The organism is Cohnella zeiphila (assembly GCF_014212055.1).
GTDB lineage: Bacteria > Bacillota > Bacilli > Paenibacillales > Paenibacillaceae > Cohnella > Cohnella zeiphila.
Genome location: NZ_JACJVO010000059.1, coordinates 22,396 through 38,236, shown reverse-complemented (window position 1 = coordinate 38,236; position 15,841 = coordinate 22,396). Strand labels below are relative to the sequence as shown.

At 62.0% G+C, this 15,841-nt stretch carries 13 protein-coding genes; 5 read left to right on the top strand and 8 right to left on the bottom strand.

Features of this window, described 5'->3' with window-relative positions; genetic code table 11:
• The 3 genes from priA to H7C18_RS33790 form a co-directional block, all read right to left on the bottom strand.
• A partial coding sequence (gene priA / locus H7C18_RS33800) for a primosomal protein N' (protein WP_185133545.1) occupies positions 1–2,213 on the bottom strand: 2,213 nt, incomplete at its 3' end.
• Positions 2,210–3,487, bottom strand: coding sequence for a bifunctional phosphopantothenoylcysteine decarboxylase/phosphopantothenate--cysteine ligase CoaBC (coaBC, locus tag H7C18_RS33795; RefSeq protein ID WP_185133544.1), 1,278 nt, complete (start codon positions 3,485–3,487; stop codon positions 2,210–2,212). The genes coaBC and priA, both read right to left, overlap by 4 nt.
• Positions 3,488–3,922: 435 nt before the next feature.
• The gene (locus H7C18_RS33790) at positions 3,923–4,642 is read right to left on the bottom strand and encodes an SDR family oxidoreductase (RefSeq protein WP_185133543.1); all 720 of its coding nucleotides are present in this window, start codon (positions 4,640–4,642) and stop codon (positions 3,923–3,925) included.
• 187 nt (positions 4,643–4,829) lie between these two features.
• Between H7C18_RS33790 and H7C18_RS33785 the strand changes: the two genes are divergently transcribed.
• The gene (locus tag H7C18_RS33785) at positions 4,830–5,678 is read left to right on the top strand and encodes a helix-turn-helix transcriptional regulator (RefSeq protein ID WP_185133542.1); all 849 of its coding nucleotides are present in this window, start codon (positions 4,830–4,832) and stop codon (positions 5,676–5,678) included.
• A gap of 242 nt (positions 5,679–5,920) precedes the next feature.
• Here the strand turns inward: H7C18_RS33785 and rpoZ are convergent, their stop codons facing one another.
• The 4 genes from rpoZ to dapF all read right to left on the bottom strand — a co-directional run bounded on the left by rpoZ (position 5,921) and on the right by dapF (position 8,185).
• Positions 5,921–6,124, bottom strand: coding sequence for a DNA-directed RNA polymerase subunit omega (gene rpoZ / locus H7C18_RS33780; RefSeq protein ID WP_185133541.1), 204 nt, complete (start codon positions 6,122–6,124; stop codon positions 5,921–5,923).
• Positions 6,125–6,128: 4 nt separating this feature from the next.
• Complete coding sequence (gmk, locus tag H7C18_RS33775) at positions 6,129–6,764, bottom strand: guanylate kinase (protein ID WP_185133547.1); 636 nt, start codon at positions 6,762–6,764, stop codon at positions 6,129–6,131.
• A 13-nt stretch (positions 6,765–6,777) separates the two neighbouring features.
• Positions 6,778–7,038, bottom strand: coding sequence for an extracellular matrix/biofilm regulator RemA (remA, locus tag H7C18_RS33770; protein ID WP_027084220.1), 261 nt, complete (start codon positions 7,036–7,038; stop codon positions 6,778–6,780).
• Between the two features lie 316 nt (positions 7,039–7,354).
• Positions 7,355–8,185 (bottom strand): diaminopimelate epimerase, encoded by an 831-nt coding sequence (dapF, locus tag H7C18_RS33765; RefSeq protein WP_185133540.1) that lies wholly within the window; start codon positions 8,183–8,185, stop codon positions 7,355–7,357.
• A 191-nt stretch (positions 8,186–8,376) separates the two neighbouring features.
• On the opposite strand from dapF, the gene H7C18_RS33760 reads away from it, so the two are divergent.
• The 4 genes from H7C18_RS33760 to H7C18_RS33745 all read left to right on the top strand — a co-directional run bounded on the left by H7C18_RS33760 (position 8,377) and on the right by H7C18_RS33745 (position 12,842).
• Positions 8,377–9,180, top strand: coding sequence for a gluconate 2-dehydrogenase subunit 3 family protein (locus H7C18_RS33760; RefSeq protein WP_185133539.1), 804 nt, complete (start codon positions 8,377–8,379; stop codon positions 9,178–9,180).
• Positions 9,181–9,199: 19 nt separating this feature from the next.
• Positions 9,200–10,921, top strand: a complete 1,722-nt coding sequence (locus tag H7C18_RS33755) for a GMC family oxidoreductase (RefSeq protein WP_185133538.1) — start codon at positions 9,200–9,202, stop codon at positions 10,919–10,921.
• Positions 10,918–11,673, top strand: coding sequence for a twin-arginine translocase subunit TatC (tatC, locus tag H7C18_RS33750; RefSeq protein ID WP_337914072.1), 756 nt, complete (start codon positions 10,918–10,920; stop codon positions 11,671–11,673). The genes H7C18_RS33755 and tatC overlap by 4 nt, the downstream gene beginning before the upstream one ends.
• Before the next feature lie 971 nt (positions 11,674–12,644).
• Positions 12,645–12,842, top strand: coding sequence for a twin-arginine translocase TatA/TatE family subunit (locus tag H7C18_RS33745; protein ID WP_185133537.1), 198 nt, complete (start codon positions 12,645–12,647; stop codon positions 12,840–12,842).
• A gap of 131 nt (positions 12,843–12,973) precedes the next feature.
• Here the strand turns inward: H7C18_RS33745 and H7C18_RS33740 are convergent, their stop codons facing one another.
• On the bottom strand, positions 12,974–15,778 hold the full coding sequence (locus tag H7C18_RS33740; protein ID WP_185133536.1) for a calcium-translocating P-type ATPase, SERCA-type: 2,805 nt from the start codon (positions 15,776–15,778) through the stop codon (positions 12,974–12,976).
• Positions 15,779–15,841: the final 63 nt, after the last annotated feature.

Below are 15,841 nucleotides of genomic sequence, written 5' to 3'. Positions count from 1 at the left end.
GCTTGCTCATGCGACAGCGTGAGCGCGATCAGCCGCCCGTAAGGCGGATAGCCGAGCGTCCGCCGGTGGCGCAGCTCCTGCGCCGCGAACCCGGCATAATCGTGCTGCCGGACGAGAGCGACGGACGGATGTTCGGGCTCGTACGTCTGAATGATCACTTCTCCCGGCAGCTCGTGCCGCCCCGCCCGGCCCGCCACCTGCGTCAGCAGCTGGAACGTCCGCTCCGGGGCGCGAAAATCGGGCAGCTTGAGCGCGGAATCGGCCGCCAGCACCCCGACGAGCGTCACTTGGGGAAAATCGAGCCCTTTGGCGACCATTTGCGTGCCGAGCAGCACGTCGGCGCGGCGCTCGCGGAACTGCGTCAGCCATTTCTCGTGCGAGCCTTTCTCGGTCGTCGTGTCCACGTCCATGCGAATCACCCGGATGCCCGGAAAAGAGTGCGCCAGCGCCTCCTCCACCTTCTGCGTCCCCGTGCCGAAAAAACGGATATGCGCGCTCCCGCAAGAGGGACATTCGACCGGCTCGCGCTCGGCGTAGCCGCAATAATGGCAGCGGAGGTTCCGGGAGCCTCGGTGGTACGTCAACGCGATGTCGCAGTGGGGGCATTGCGCCGTATACCCGCACGAGCGGCACATGACGAACGTGGAATAGCCGCGCCGGTTGAGCAGCAGCACGGCCTGCTCCTGGCGTTCCAGCCGCTCCTGAAGCGCCCGCGCCAGCGACCGGCTGAACATGGCCCGGTTGCCCAGCCGCAGCTCCTCTCGCATGTCGACGATCTCGACCCCCGGCAGCGGCCGGTCGGCCACGCGCTGGGGCAACGGCACATAAACCGGGCGAGTCTTCGCCGTATCTGCTCGGCCTGCCGCCGTTTCCATCGCCGCGGCGTATGTCTCCAGCGCCGGGGTGGCCGAGCCGAGCACGACCGCCGCGCCGTGCAGACGGCCACGCTCGGCGGCGACGTCCCGCGCATGATATTTCGGGCTTTCCTCCTGCTTGTAGGACGTTTCGTGCTCCTCGTCGATGACGATCAGGCCGATCCGCCCGAACGGGGCGAAGATCGCCGACCGGGCGCCGACCGCCACCTGCGCCCGGCCTTCGCGGATCTTGCGCCATTCGTCATAGCGCTCGCCGTTCGACAGACGGCTGTGAAGAACGGCGACGCGCTCGCCGAAGCGGCTTTTGAAGCGCTCGACCATCTGCGGAGTCAGCGCGATCTCCGGCACGAGCACGATCGCTTCCTTGCCCTGGGACAAGCAGCGCTGGATGGCTTGCAGGTACAGCTCCGTCTTGCCGCTGCCGGTGACGCCGTGCAGCAGGAACAGCCCGTGGCGCCCCTCGTCGACGGCGCGGGCGATCGGGCGGAAAGCTTCCTCCTGCGCCGGCGTCAGCACAAGAGGGGCGGACGCCGGAAAATTCCGCCCCGCGTATGGATCCCGATCCTCCTCGACCGGACGCACTTCCAGCCATCCCTTGTCCGCCAGCGCGCGAATCGTCTGCACGGTCGTTCCGACCGCTTCGGCCAGCCGCTGCTGCGGGATCGGCCCGGGACGGTCCAGCAGGTAGGCGATCGTCTCCCGCTGCTTCGCCGCCCTGGCCGGTATCGCGCCCAGCGCTTCCCGCAGCCGCTCCGCCTCCGGCGCGAACACCGTCAGAACGGTGCGCACCGCCAGACGGTCCTCGACCCTCTGCAGCTCTTCCAGCTTGCCTTCCTTGATCCAGCGCTTGACGTCTCCCGCCCGGCCTTCGAACTGCTTGAGCAGCGCAGCCAGCTTCAGCGGAGACGACTTCTCGAGCGCCCGCAGCATATCCCCGGCGGCGATCCGCTCGCCTTCCGTCCAGACCGCTCCGGGGACGAGCGAGACGTATTTCTCCGTCCGCCCTTTCAAGGCGGCGGGCAGCATCGCCTGCAGCGCGATCGTCAGCGGGCAGAGCCAGCGCCGGCTCATCCAGGCGCCGAGCTCCAGCAGCTCCGGCGTCAGCGGCGGCATCGCGTCGAGAACGTCGGCCAGCTCCTTGAGCCGCTTGGGGTCGACCGAAGCGGCTGCGGCTTCGCCGACCGAGACGACGATGCCCTGCAGCGTCCGTCCCCCGAACGGCACGGCGACGCGGCTGCCCGGCTCGACCCAGCCCTCGAGCCGGTCGGGCACGAGGTAGTCGAACGGGCGGTCCGTATCCCGGCTCGGCACGTCGACGACGACGCGGGCGATGTTCATTCGGGCGCCTCCTTGCCGGCCGCCGCGCTCGCCCCCGGACCCGTCCAGTCCCAGCCGGCCCGCAAGGCGACAAGCCGCCAGAGCCGCTCCGCCACCGACCGCTTCGCCGATTGCGGGATCGCTTCGACAAGCCCTTCGGCGCCGTAGACGTTCACGATGTTCGTATCCGCGCCAAAGCCCGCTCCCTCGGCCGACACGTCGTTGGCGGCGATCAGGTCGCAGCCTTTGCGGGCCAGCTTCTCCATCGCATGGCGCTCCACGTCGTCCGTCTCGGCTGCGAAACCGACGACGAACGGCGCTTTCCCGCCCGGCTCCCTCGTTCGCTTCCATTCCCCGATCTGCTGCAGGATGTCGGGCGTCTTCACCAGCTCGAGCGTGAGCGTCTCCGACCCTTTCTTCATCTTGCTCGGATGCCGGACGGCCGGCCGGTAATCGGCGACGGCCGCCGCTTTGACGACCGCGTCCAGCTCGGGCAGCCGGCTCATGACGGCGTCCCGCATCTCCTCGGCCGACTCCGCCCGCACGACGCGAACGCCCGCCGGCGGCGGACCGTCCGTCCGCGCGCACACGAGCGTCACGTCCGCTCCCCAGTCGCGGGCCGTCTCCGCCAGCGCGAAGCCCATTTTGCCGGAGGAGTCGTTCGTAATATAGCGGACCGGATCGAGCCGCTCCACCGTTCCTCCGGCCGTCACCAGCACGCGGCGCCCCGCCATCGGACGGTCGCCGCGCAGCAGCTCGACCACGGCGCCCGCGATTTCGTCCGGCTCCGCAAGCCGGCCCTTGCCCACGTAGCCGCAGGCAAGCTGCCCCGTTCCGGCTTCGACGAAACGTACTCCTCGCGCAGCCAGCACGTTCAAATTGTGCACGACCGCCGGATGCTGCAGCATGTGGACGTTCATCGCCGGAGCGACGAGCACCGGCGCCGTCGCCGCGAGCAGCGTCGTGCTCAGCATGTCGTCGGCCAATCCGTGCGCCATCTTGGCGATGATATTCGCCGTCGCCGGCGCGACGACGACCAGGTCCGCCGAGTCGGCGAGATCGATGTGCTGCACGCGCGAAGCGTCGTGCTCGTCGAACACGTCCGTCGCCACCGGGTGCCGCGACAGCGTCTGCAGCGTCAGCGGCGCGATGAACTTCGTCGCCCCCTCGGTCATGATCACCCGCACTTCGGCGCCCAGCTTGACGAGCTTGCTGCACAGGGCGGCCGCCTTAAAGGCGGCGATGCCGCCCGTAATGCCCAGGACGATGGTGCGTCCCGTCAGCGTCTTGTCCATGCCTCTTCCCCCTTCAAAGAAACCGTCGACGATTCGACCCGTTCGTTCGCATCGCCGACCGGATCCGCACGCACGCAAGCTCCTGCTCTCCCTGATAAGTAAAACGGCTGCGCCGTCCTTGTTCGAAGCGCACTCGTTTTATCGGAAACGTTACAGGAATGAGTGCTGCGAAGCCGATAAATTCTGTATCGTTGAAAAAAACAACCGCGCAGGTTGTCTTCCTCACTCCCGAACTATGAACACGGAGCCTCAGATGCCAAAATGAAAACTATGAAACGCAATACGTATAGTATAGTGAAACATGATTGCCTCGTAAACATCGCGGGCAAAATCCCGAACGCCTGAAAGCCATCCCAGCAGGCCGTCGAAAATGCAAATCGCCGCACCGGCCCCAGGCCGATACGACGATTTCTGGGGATCGAACGACGAGCAGGATTACGACAGTAACGCGCCGCCTTCGACTTGAAGGACGGTACCGGTCGTATTCGAATTTTTCGCCAAGTACGCGTATGCCTCGGCAAGCTCTTCAGGTTTGGCAATGCGCTTCAGCAAAAGGGTCTGCGCAATCGCTTGGAACATCGCTTCGCGGCTGGCCGCATCCATCCCGCCGAAAAAGGGAGTGTCTACCACCCCCGGCGACACCGCGTTGACGCGAATCGGCGCCAAATCGACCGCCAGGCCGCGAACAAGCCCATCGACAGCCGAATTGATCGCGGACATCGTCGAAGAGCCCGGCGCCGGGCGCAGATTGAACGCACCGGAGGTCAAGGTAATGGAACCGGACTTCCGGATAAAAGGCAGCGCGGCTTTCACCGTCAAATATTGTCCCCAGAACTTGCTGTCGAACGTCGCTCTCGCCTCATCGGCGGACAGAGCCTCGAAGGGCGCCATGGCCGAATCTCCGGCGGCCGTAACGACGAGGTGATCGAAGGGTCCGACGTTCTCGAACAATCGCTTCGTCCCGGCTTCATCCCGGAAATCCAGCGCGTGTCCTTGCGCTTCCTGACCGAGTTCCATTATTGCCGCGTCCACTTTGTCTTGCGACCGGCTGGCGACGATGACCCGAGCTCCCAGGTCGAGGAAGGACTTCGCGACCGCCAGGCCGATTCCCGAAGTGCCGCCTACGATGACGGCGCGATGATTGAGCAATGACATCTTTCATACCTCCTGCTCCTTGAGTTCATGCTGCTTTTTTGTCCCCGGTTTCGGCTTGTGCTTCCGAGCACACGATCATTATAATGAGATTTATTTACGGCAAACAGCTTGGCATTTATAGGAGCATGGCGAGCGGTAGTCTTGCGAAAACTAGTATTGCGGGTATCAGGAACGGAGGCTGAGGATATTGGATGACGAACGGCGGCGCAAAGAACTTTCCGACTTTCTCAAAACGCGCCGTTTGCGCCTCTCTCCGAAAGACGCGGGATTGCAGGCGGAAACGGCTCGGCGCCGCACGCCCGGTCTTCGGCGGGAAGAAGTGGCCAGCCTGTCCGGGATCTCTTTGCCTTGGTACACCGCGTTGGAACAGGGCCGGGACATTCGGGTTTCCGAGCAAATTTTGGACAGTTTGGCGCGCACCTTCAAGCTGAACGAAGACGAGAATATCCATTTGCGCAGACTCGCCAATCCATACGCGGCTGCGAATAGAGCCCGTACCGAGTTCGAAGTAACCCCGGCGCTTCAACAGATTCTCGATCGAATGGGGACTTACCCTGCCTATGTCACCGATCGGCGATGGAACGTGATGGCATGGAATCAAGCGGCTGCCGCCATATTCGGGGATTTTAGCCGGGCGGAGGAGCCGGAAAGACATATCCTTTGGCGCATTTTCATGCAGCCGGACATGAGAAGCGGAATTGTGAACTGGGAAGACGTTGCCTCCATGCTGTTGGCTCAGTTCAGAAGCCGCTATGCCCTCTATATGAACGATCCGTGGTATCCCCAATTCGTCAGTCAACTTTGCGATGCCAGCAGCGAGTTCAAAGACCGGTGGGAAAAGCACGAAGTATCCGGAGAAACGGAAGGCCGAAAACTGCTCCTTCATCCCAAAGTCGGATTGTTGACATTCGCTCACCATACATTCGCCATTTCCGAAAATCAGGAATGCGGCATGACGGTCTATACGCCGGTCGAACAGACCGAAACCGAGGAACGCATGCGGCAGTTGTTGCGCGATCCGCTATCCGAAAGCTGATTTGTTCAGAACAAATCCCCCAAAAGTGAAGGGATGCTCTGAAGTTAATTCCGATTCCTTTTGGGGGAGTCCCCGATAAGAATCCCCCAAAAGTGAAGGGATGCTCTGAAGTTAATTCCGATTCCTTTTGGGGGAGCCCCCTGTAATCTACAAGAAATTTATTCGCGTATTTTCCTAAAACAATGAAAAAAAAAGCCGCTCGAGAGAGCAGCTTTTTTTTCGGTCTTCCGATAGTACAGGATTCAGTCCTGGGTCAACGTCTCGACGCTGACAAGGTCCTTGTAGATCTCTTCCAGCGCGACGCCGACGACCTTGTGCGACTTCGGGCTCGGCAGCTGCGACGGCTTGCCGTCCCGGAGGCCTCTCGCCCGCTTGGACGCCGCGACGACCAGCGTGTATTTGCTGTCGACCTTCCGAACAAGTTCGTCTATTGATGGGTACAGCATCGTATCACCTCTCCGCTCCGTTTTGGGCTGTCGTCAAGCTCTTCAGCTCGCCCAGCAGCTCGTGGAGAAATCTCTCCTTCTTGCAATGCTCCGCCGTGATGATCGCCAGAATGCGGTCGCAGGCGCGGTCGATCTCGTCGTTGACGACGGCGTAATCGTACTTGCTGAGCAGGTTCATCTCGTCGACCGCGACGGACAGGCGGCGATCGATCTTGTCCTGCGATTCCGTCCCGCGTCCGACGATGCGCTGCTTGAGTTCGGCCATGGAAGGAGGCAGCAGGAAAATAAAGACGCCTTCGGGGAACTTCTCCTTCACCTTAAGCGCGCCCTGCACCTCGATCTCGAGAATGACGTCCTTGCCTTCGGCCAGCGTCTTCTCGACGAATTCCCGCGGCGTGCCGTAGTAGTTCCCGACATACTCGGCATACTCCAGCAGCGCGTCGCGGGCAATCATGTCCTGGAACTGCTCCCGCGACTTAAAAAAATAGTTCACGCCTTCCTGCTCCCCGGCTCTCGGAGCCCGCGTCGTCGCCGACACGGAATAGATCAAGTCGGTCGTCCGCCGGCGCAGCGCGGCGCAGACGGTTCCCTTGCCGACGCCGGAAGGGCCGGACAGCACGATCAATAATCCTTTGTTCATCAATGTCCCCAATTCATTCGTCATGTTCGTCGTCCTTGGTGGACAAACGATGGGCGACCGTCTCCGGCTGGACAGCCGACAAAATCACGTGATCGCTGTCGGTAATGATGACCGCGCGCGTGCGGCGGCCGTAGGTAGCATCGATCAGCATATGCCGGTCGCGCGCTTCCTGAATGATTCTCTTAATCGGCGCCGATTCCGGACTTACAATGGAAATAATGCGATTCGCCGAAACGATGTTGCCAAAACCGATGTTGATCAGTTTAATCGCCATGCAACTCTTCCCTCCGGTCATTCCTCGCAAGCAGCCCCGGGGCAACCCTACTACGCTTCCATTGTTACCGAAAGCGGCCCCCCGCATACTGCGGGACATTGGATACAGGTAGAACAATCGGCTCCACGCACTCTCGGCTTGAATCCGATCCGCAGGCCATATTGATTCATTTTACTTGAAAATGATAGGCCGGACAAGGGGGACGGCGGGCAAATTTCGCTAGTTTTCCAGCCGCGAGAGAAAACGGCAAAAGACCCGGCCGGAGCCGGGCTTTGCAGGATGGGGGGCGGGCCGGCCGGGGCCGCTCCCGTCCGGATCAGGCTTCGCCCGTAAACACGATTTCGGCCGGGCCTGTCATATAGACGCGGTTGTCTTCCTCGCTCCATTCGATGAACAGGTCTCCGCCCGCCAGCGAGATCGTCGCCTGCCGGTCGGTCAAGCCGTTCAGCACCGACGAGACGAGCGTCGCGCATGCGCCCGTGCCGCATGCGAGCGTCGGGCCGGCGCCCCGCTCCCATACCCGCATGTCGACCTGGCCGCGGGAATTGACCTTGGCGAACTCGACGTTGATCTTGCGCGGGAACAGCGGATGCGTCTCCAGCTTCGGCCCCCACTTCGCCAGATCGAAATGAACGGCGTCGTCGACGTAGATGACCGCATGGGGGTTGCCCATCGACACGGCCGTGAACGCGAATTCCCTGCCGTCGATCTCCACCTGATGGCCGACGACCGGGTTCGCGTCGATCGTCGTCGGCACGTCGAGCCCGTTCAGAATCGGCGCGCCCATATCCACCCGCACCTGGCGGACCTTGCCGTCCTCCACGGCGAGCTGCAGCGGCTGCACGCCGGCGCCAAGCGTCTCGATCGTCAGCTCCGTCCGGTCCGCCAGCCCGTTATCGTAGACGTACTTGGCCACGCAGCGGATCGCGTTGCCGCATTGCTCCGCCTCGGAGCCGTCCGAATTGATGATGCGCATCTTAAAATCCGCCTTTTCAGACGGAAGAATAAACACGAGGCCGTCCGCCCCGATGCCGAAAAACCGGTTGCAGAGCCGCTGGGCCCGTTCTCCCGCGTCGGCCGGGAGCTCCTTCTCTCCGTAGACGACGATAAAATCGTTGCCGAGTCCGTGCATTTTCGTAAACTGCATCTTAGCCCCTCCGTTTGTCCGGTTTCTGCCTTCATCATACCTCATTCGCAGCGGAATTTAGCATACAGCAAACCTGTTTTTGTTTGCACTTTTTCGCCACTCGGTTTGCCATGGATAAGTCGTGAAAATCAGGAAAAAATATGCCGGAACCTTCAAGCATCAAGACGGCTACGAAAGAACGGAGGGCTCCTATGGCTAGCGACAAGGAAAAAGACAAGAAAAGTCCGCGCGGCGACCAGCCGCAGGACGAATCGAGACGACGCTTCCTCCAATATACCGGCACGGCGGTCGGGGGGCTCGTCGTCGGCGGCGTCGTCGGCGGCCTGATCGGGGCGAACAACAAGACCGGCAAGAAGGCGGCGGCTCCTTCCCCTTCGCCGTCCGGCTCTCCGCCCGCGACTTCTTCGGACCGGGATTACAACCAGGCGATGATGTTTTTCAACCAGGATCAGTTCCAGACGGCGGAAGCGGCGGCCGAGCGCCTCTTTCCCGCCGACGACCTGGGACCCGGAGCCAAGGAGCTCGGCGTCGCCTTCTTCATCGACCACCAGATGGCCAGCGCTTACGGCTCGAATGCGCGCGATTACATGCTGCCACCGTTTTACGCGGCGGAAGCCTATCAAGGATATCAGCTTACGTTCAAGCGGAAAGAGCTGATGGCGCTGGGACTCGACGCGCTGGACGAGTACAGCCGGGACAAGTACCAGAACAAGTTCACGAAGCTGACGGCCGATCAGCAGGACGCCGTGCTGTCCGCGTTCGAGAAGAACGACGTCACGCTCAAGGAAGTTCCGGCCGCAACCTTCTTCAGCATGTTCCGCGGGCTGGTCCTGGAAGGCGTCTATTCCGACCCTCTCTACGGCGGCAACAAGAACATGGGCGGCTGGAAAATGCGAAACTACCCGGGCAACCAAATGAGCTACTACGACCAGATCGAGAAAGAAGGGCTGGTCAAGCTGACGCCGATGAGCCTGAGCGACCATCTCACATCCTGACAAGGAGGAACCGCAAACCATGGCGACCCAATTGCCGAAGACAGACGTCGTGATCGTCGGAATGGGCTGGGTCGGCGGCATCATCGCCGCCGAGCTGACAAAGGCCGGCCACAGCGTGGTCGGGCTGGAGCGCGGCCGCAGCCGGTCCACGGCCGACTATTACCACGTCCACGACGAGCTGCGCTACGCGAACCGTTACGAGCTGATGCAGGATCTGTCCAAGGAGACCGTCACCTACCGCAACAACGAGAAGATCCGGGCGCTGCCGATGCGCTCTTACGGCTCCTTCCTGATGGGAGACGGCCTGGGAGGCGCGGGCGTCCACTGGAACGGACAATACTTCCGGTTCCTGCCCTACGATTTCGAGATCAAGACGAAGACGGTCGAGCGGTATGGCAAAAACAAAATTCCGGCGGACATGACGATCCAGGACTGGGGCATTACATACGACGAGCTCGAGCCTTACTTCGTCAAATTCGAGCAGATGGCCGGCATCTCCGGAGATCCGGAGCCGTCCCCGCTCGCAGGCAAGATGTCGAAGCCGTTCGCGACCGGCCCGATGAAGCAATCTCCGGCGCTGAAGATGTTCCGCGACGCCGCCTCGAAGCTGGGGCTTCACCCGTACTCCATGCCGTCCGCGAACCTGTCGCAGAACTACAAAAACCCGGACGGCATCGAGCGCGCGGCCTGCCAATATTGCGGCTTCTGCGAGCGGTTCGGCTGCGAATACGGCGCCAAGGCCGATCCGACCGTCACCGTCCTCCCCGTCGCTCAGAAGACCGGGAAGCTTGACCTGCGCACGTTTGCGAACGTGACGAAGATCATCCACGACGGCAAGAAAGCGACCGGCGTCCAATACACGCACATGCCGACGGGCGAGGAATACGTTCAGCCGGCGGATGTCGTCGTGCTGGCCAGCTTCGTTTTCAGCAACACGAGAATTTTGCTGCTCTCCAAGCTCGGCAAGCCATACGACCCGAAGACGCAGACCGGCGTCATCGGCCGCAACTACTGCTACCAGGTGAACGGCGCCGCGACGTCGGCCTATTACGACGACAAGGAGTTCAGCACGTTCATGGGCGCGGGCGCGCTCGGAGCGGTGCTCGACGATTATAACGGCGACAACTTCGACCATACCGACCTGAAATTTTTGCACGGGGCGAGCATCAGCCTGACCCAGACGGGACTTCGGCCGATCGCCAACAACCCGGCGCCTTCCGGCACGCCGGCCTGGGGCAAAGATTTTAAGGCGATGTCGATCAAGTATGCGAACCGGACGCTCAACGTCAGCGCGCAGGGCTCCTCGCTACCTTTCCGCCACCACTATCTTGACCTGGATCCCACCTACAAGGACGCGCTCGGACTGCCGCTGATCCGCATGACGTTCGATTTCGAGGACCAGGATAAGGAGCTCGTCAAATATCTCGCGACCAAGACGAAGGAAATCGCGGATCAGATGGGCGCCTCCAAAACGGAGATGAGGGGAACGCTGTCCACTTACAACATCGTTCCGTATCAGTCGACGCACAATACCGGCGGCGTGACGATGGGCGCCGATCCGTCGACGTCCGCCGTGAACAATTACCTGCAGATGTGGGACGCAGAAAATGTGTTTGTCTGCGGCGCTTCGGCGTTCGCCCATAACAGCGGCTACAACCCGACGGCGACGGTAGGCGGGCTCGCCTATCGCACGGCGGAAGGAATCGCCACCTACTTGACCAAAGGCGGTTCGCTCGTGTGATCGGCGCCGGGAGCAAGGCGGATCTGGAACTCGTTCAGCACTTGGCCGAGCTGAGGCGGCGGCTCATCTACGTCGGGTTGTGGTTCGTCGCCGCGTTCGCCGCGGGCTTGTATGCATCACCGCGGGTGCTTGCGTTCGTCAAGACCCATTCCGGCCCGATGCGCGTGGACTGGAGCGTCTTCTCGCTGTCCGACGGGCTGATCGTCTACATGAAGTGCGCCATGCTCGTCGGCCTCGTGCTGACGCTGCCGTTCGCCCTGTATCATCTGTGGGCGTTCGCCCGGCCGGGGATGACGGAGAAGGAAGCGCGCGGGGCGCTGTTTTACGTGCCCGTCTCGTTCCTGCTGTTCGTCGCGGGCATCGCGTTCGGCTACTCCGTCGGGCTGCCGATGATGATCCGGTTCATGATGCGGCTCAACCAGGGCATCGGCGCGCGCGAGGTGTACGGCATCCGCCATTACGTGACGTTCATCCTCAGCTTCCTGCTGCCGATGGGAGTCGCGTTCGAGATGCCGCTCGTGCTGCTGTTCCTGACCCGGCTCGGCCTGCTGACGCCGGACAAGCTTCGGCAAGCGCGCAAATACGCCTACGTCGGCCTCGCCGTCGTCGGCTCCTGCATCTCGCCGCCGGATTTCGTCTCTCACCTGTCGGTCACCGTGCCGCTCATCCTGCTGTTCGAGATCGGCGCCTTCGTCTCGACCCGGTACTACCGCAAGCGCCGCCGCGGCTCGCTGTCCCCGCAGCCGGTGTAAGAAGCTTTCCGGCGGGCGGCTGCTCTGCGCTTGAGCAGGTGGCGGCACGACCGCGTCGCGGCGACGAATTAACGCGAAAAAATCGAGTTAGTGAGACCAACTAGCGCAGCAACGACGATTTAACGCGGAAAAATCGAGTTAGTGAGACCAACTGGCGCAGCAACGACGATTTAACGCGGAAAGGTCGAGTTAGTGAGACCAACTAGCGCGACAACGATGGTTTAACGCGGAAAAATCGAGTTAGTGAAACCAACTGGCGCGGCAACGACCGTTTAACGCGGAAAAATCGAGTTAGTGAGACCAACTGGCGCAGCAACGACGATTTAACGCGGAAAGGTCGAGTTAGTGAGACCAACTGGCGCGGCAACGACCGTTTAACGCGGAAAAATCGAGTTAGTGAGACCAACTGGCGCAACAACGACGATTTAACGCGGAAAAATCGAGTCAGTGAGACCAACTAGCGCAGCAACGACGATTTAACGCGAAAAAATCGAGCCTGGGTGGGGCTAGCACGTGGAGTGCGCTTCGGTCGCGTTTTTCAGTAAGTCCTAAAAGCTCATCTCGTGTACTTACAGCACCCTACCGGGCCTTGGGCAGAGCTGTAAGTGCATTCGATGAACTTACAACATCCTACCGAGCCATGGGGCGAGCAGTAAGTGCATTCGGTGTACTTACAACATCCTACCGAGCCTTGGGGCGAGCAGTAAGTGAATTCGGTGTACTTACAACATCCTACCGAGCCTTGGGGCGAGCAGTAAGTGCATTCGGTGTACTTACAACATCCTACCGAGCCTTGGGGCGAGCTATAAGTGCACTTAGTGAACTTACAGCATTCTGCCGAGCATTGGGCAGAACTGTAAATGCATTTGGCAAACTTTGTTCCTCGCAAGTGTAGGGGAACCTTTGTAAAAAAGCAAAGGACCGCTCCCGAAGAAGCGGCCCTCAACATCCCGTAGAAGGAGGTGAGTCTCATGTTCAACAATATCGGCATTTCCGGGTTGATCATCGTTTTCGCCATCGCGCTGATCGTGTTCGGACCGGCCAAGTTGCCTCAGCTCGGCCGCGCCTTCGGCGACACGCTGCGGGAATTCCGCAATTCGACCCGCGGCATCGCGGAGGACCGGCAAGAAGAGGAGCCGGCGCGGCTCGAAGAAGTCAACGGACGTTAAGTCTCGCTGTCCGAGCCGAAGGGATAACGCTGTTTGGCCGCATTTCTTGGGCGATGAGCGGAACCGCTAACGCCCGAACAAAGGAGCGTTCGGTCCGACTCGCCAGCCTACGCAGCGCGCATGCCCGCGCTTTAGCGAACGATGCGGGCGCCGCCCGCGCTGTAGGAGATGCGAGCCGTCTTGCGGCGGCGGCGCGACGAGCCCCATACGCTGCCGATGCCCATGACGAACGTCGGGATGCCGGCGGCCACGAAGATGAGCGCCCAATCGCGAGCGTGAAGCGGCACCGTCTTGAAGACCGGCTGGAGCGGCTCGACGTAGATGACCGCAAGCAGCAGCAGCAGCGAGGACAGGACGGCCAGCACCAGGAATTTGTTCTCGAAGAAGCGGCGGTGGAAAATGGAGCGCGAGCTGCGGCAGTCGAACACGTGGATCAGCTGCGCGAGCACCAGCGTGGCGAACGCCACCGTCTGGGCGTGCACGAGCGTCGCCCCTTCTCCTTTAAAGCCGCCGAGCGTCAGCACGAACGCCGCAAGCGTGCACACGCCGATCAGAATGCCGCGGCTGATGATTTTCCAACCGAGCCTTCTGGCGAAAATGTTCTCCTTGGCGGACCGGGGCCTCTGGCGCATCAGATCGCTCTCCGATTGATCGACGCCGAGCGCCATCGCCGGCAGTCCGTCGGTGACGAGGTTCACCCAGAGAATCTGGATCGGGATGAGCGGCAGCGGCAGCGCCAGCATCATCGCGATGAACATCGTCAGAATTTCGCCGACGTTGGAGGCGAGCAGATAGCGGATGAACTTGCGGATATTCTCATAGATGCCTCGTCCCTCTTCCACTGCGGCTACGATCGACGCGAAGTTGTCGTCGGCCAGCACGAGGGCCGAGGCTTCTTTGGTGACGTCGGTGCCGGTGATGCCCATCGAGATGCCGATATCGGCGGCCTTCACCGCCGGGGCGTCGTTGACGCCGTCGCCGGTCATCGCCACCACGTGCCCGCGCCGCTGGAGCGCCTGCACGATCCTCAGCTTATGCTCCGGAGACACTCTCGCGTATACGTATACGTCGTCCGCAACCCGGTCGAGCTGCTCGTCCGTCATCGCCGACAGGTCGGAGCCGCTCAGCACCTTCCCGTCGCGCGGCAGAATGCCGATCTCGCGGGCGATCGCCTCCGCCGTCGTCCGGTGGTCGCCGGTGATCATCACCGTGCGGATGCCGGCCTGGCGGCACTTGACGACCGCTTCGGCCACTTCCCGCCGCGGCGGGTCGATCATGCCGGTCAGCCCCACGAAGATCAGGCCGGTCTCCACTTCGTCCTCGGACTCGCACGAATCGTGGGACCTCATATCCCGGTAAGCGAGGCCCAATACGCGGAGCGCATCGCCGGCCATCTCTTCGTTCGCCTGCAGCACCTTCTGCTTCAGCGTGCCGGTGAAAGGGACGACGTTCCCTTCCCATAAAATGTACGCGCACCGTTCGATCAACAGATCCGGGGCTCCCTTGGCGCAGACGAGCCGGCCTCCCTGGTGGGTGACGACGACCGACATCCGCTTGCGGTTCGAATCGAACGGGAACTCCTTCGTCCGCGGATAAAGCGATTCTAGCGAAGAGCGGGTGACGCCGGATTTGCCCGCCAGCACAAGCAGCGCGCCTTCGGTCGGGTCGCCTCTGACGGTCCAGGCGGGCGCCGCCGCTTCGGCGTCCTTGCCCGATTTTTTCTTTTTGGGCTCTTCGGCGCGTTCCTCGCTCGTCAGCTCGGAGTTGTTGCACAGCGCGGCGATCTGGGTCAGCCGGCGGAGCGCCGCGTCCCCTTTGATCTCCACCTGGCGTCCGTGCTCGGTGAACTGGCCGGTCGGCTCGTAGCCTTCCCCGGAAACGTCGATCTTGCGGCCGCCGAGCCAAAGCCGGGTGACCGTCATTTTGTTCTGGGTGAGCGTTCCCGTCTTGTCGGAGCATATCACCGAGGCGCAGCCGAGCGTCTCGACTGACGGAAGCTTGCGGACGATGGCCCGCCGCCGGATCATCCGCTGGACGCCGAGCGCGAGCGCGATCGTCACGATCGCCGGCAGCCCTTCCGGAATGGCCGCGACCGCCAGGCTCACCCCGGCGAGGAACATGCCGTACATCGGCTGTCCGTGCAGCACGCCCGCCAGCACGACCACGACCGTGAGCGCCAGCGCCAGCACGATCAGGATTTTCCCGAGCTGCTCCAGCCGCCGCTGCAGCGGCGTCTCCGATTCGTCCGTTTGCTGGATCAGATCGGCGATCTTGCCCATCTCCGTCCGCATGCCGGTCTGGACGACGACGCCTTTGGCCGTGCCGCGGGTCACCATCGTTCCGAGATAGCCGCAGTTTTTGCGGTCTCCGAGCGGCAGATCCTCGTCGTTCAGCACGTCCGCGGTTTTCGCGACCGGCATCGACTCGCCGGTCAATGCCGCCTCTTCGATCGTGCACTGATTGCTCTCGATCAGCCGCAGATCGGCCGGAACCCGGTCGCCGCTCTCCAGCAGCACGAGATCCCCCGGAACGAGCTGCTTGGCCGGAATCGTATCCATTGTCCCGCCGCGCACCACTTTGGCCAGCGGAGCGGACAGTTCCTTGAGCGCTTTGAGCGATTTCTCCGCGCGATATTCCTGGAAAAACCCGAGCACCCCGTTGATCACGATGATGGCGATGATGGTCAGCGCGTCCAGCATCTCTCCGAGCAAGCCCGAAATTACGGTTGCGCCCGCAAGCACGAGCACCATGAAATCTTTGAATTGATTCAGGAACAGCTTCAGCGGCGATTCGCTGCGCCGTTCCGTCAGCTCGTTGGGCCCGACCTCGCCGAGCCGGGCGGCCGCGGCGTCGGCCGCGAGCCCCGCTTTGAGATCCGTCCCGAGCGATGCCGCCAACTCTTTCTCGTTCTGCTGGTGCCAAGCCTTCCGTTCCACGCCGGTCATCCCCTCCCGCAAATCGCCGTCCGTTTCTGACGGATCGGTTCTTCTCCCCTATGT

Coding starts and splice junctions, on each gene's coding strand:
- coaBC (WP_185133544.1), bottom strand. CDS start 3,487: ATGGACAAGACGCTGACGGGACGCACCATCGTCCTGGGCATTACGGGC.
- H7C18_RS33790 (WP_185133543.1), bottom strand. CDS start 4,642: ATGTCATTGCTCAATCATCGCGCCGTCATCGTAGGCGGCACTTCGGGA.
- rpoZ (WP_185133541.1), bottom strand. CDS start 6,124: ATGCTGTACCCATCAATAGACGAACTTGTTCGGAAGGTCGACAGCAAA.
- gmk (WP_185133547.1), bottom strand. CDS start 6,764: ATGAACAAAGGATTATTGATCGTGCTGTCCGGCCCTTCCGGCGTCGGC.
- remA (WP_027084220.1), bottom strand. CDS start 7,038: ATGGCGATTAAACTGATCAACATCGGTTTTGGCAACATCGTTTCGGCG.
- dapF (WP_185133540.1), bottom strand. CDS start 8,185: ATGCAGTTTACGAAAATGCACGGACTCGGCAACGATTTTATCGTCGTC.
- H7C18_RS33760 (WP_185133539.1), top strand. CDS start 8,377: ATGGCTAGCGACAAGGAAAAAGACAAGAAAAGTCCGCGCGGCGACCAG.
- H7C18_RS33755 (WP_185133538.1), top strand. CDS start 9,200: ATGGCGACCCAATTGCCGAAGACAGACGTCGTGATCGTCGGAATGGGC.
- H7C18_RS33745 (WP_185133537.1), top strand. CDS start 12,645: ATGTTCAACAATATCGGCATTTCCGGGTTGATCATCGTTTTCGCCATC.